Annotated in this window: 2 protein-coding genes; both read left to right on the top strand. The window is 47.8% G+C overall.

From position 1 onward, the window contains the following. Positions 1–50: 50 nt before the first annotated feature. A complete protein-coding gene (locus WEIDD23_RS11925; protein WP_010372753.1) occupies positions 51–335 on the top strand; it encodes a hypothetical protein in 285 nt (94 codons plus the stop codon). Between the two features lie 76 nt (positions 336–411). Then, a partial coding sequence (locus tag WEIDD23_RS11920) for a class I SAM-dependent methyltransferase (protein WP_062359092.1) occupies positions 412–1,100 on the top strand: 689 nt, incomplete at its 3' end.

Below are 1,100 nucleotides of genomic sequence, written 5' to 3'. Positions count from 1 at the left end.
ACGATCTTCTGTACGACAGGCCAAAAAGTTTATGAGGAGGTGACTTTGTATTGAAACGGACACGATCAGGGCATATTTTGGGGCACACGTTGGGGGTGAGTGGGGTGCTGGTGGTGGCACTGACTGGCTGGTGTGTGATGCAGTCACACGCGCAACAGTTGCGCCGGGCTGAGCTGTTTTATTGGCAGGGTAAGTGCCAGGCGTTAGCTTATGTGCGCCAGACACCTGAAGAACGAGGTAAGTCACCGCAACCGTATCCACGCATTATTGCAACCTCCAAGTGCCATGAGTATGTCTTGGTCGACTGGAATCGGCAGGTCATTATTCCGAAGTGAATTCAACGGCCTCTTTCCTTGTCACTTACTAAAAAACTAGCTACACTGGAAGGAGCAGAAAAAACGAGGTAAAGACATGTTTGAAACGATTGAGAAGGCGGTTAAGCAACTACAAGCCGCACAAAATAAGCTTGTTGAAACATTAGACATGGCTGCAATTGAAGCGCTTGTGATTGTGTTTGAGTTGATGCTCGGGCAAGATGATGATGAATGGGCAACGCTTTCAGCGACGGATCAGGCAAATATCCTAGCTGACATCCAAGCGGCTGATTTTGATGGTATGACCCCAGAACTAAAGCGTCAGGTACTACAACTATTGCTTGTGGCAACGATGCGTGAAGATGGGTTGCAAGCAAACTATCAAGTAACGCCGGATGCCATTGGTATGTGGGTAGGCTTTGTCGTTGAACTATTTGTGACTGCAGGTGAGCCAGTAAAGGTAACTGATTTGACGGTCGGTTCAGGTAATTTGCTTGCAACGGTGGCGCAAGTTTTGGGACAACAAAAGAATGAAATGACAGCGAGTGGGGTTGAAAACGACGATACGATGTTGACGATTGCCTCAGGTATGGCCGCTTTGCTCGGCTTAGATTGGCAACTAACTTTGGCGGATGCAGTCGCTGATCAACCAGCTGTGAATCAAGATGTTGTGATAGCAGACTTACCAGTTGGCTATTATCCATCAGCTGTGCCGACTGATTTTACGACGCAAGCTGATGACGGACTGACATACGTACACCACTTGCTAATTGAGCAAGCCATTAA

It is taken from the genome of Weissella sp. DD23 (assembly GCF_001579105.1).
In the GTDB taxonomy this organism is placed as follows: Bacteria; Bacillota; Bacilli; order Lactobacillales; family Lactobacillaceae; genus Weissella; species Weissella cibaria.
This window is presented reverse-complemented; position numbering and strand designations above follow the sequence as displayed.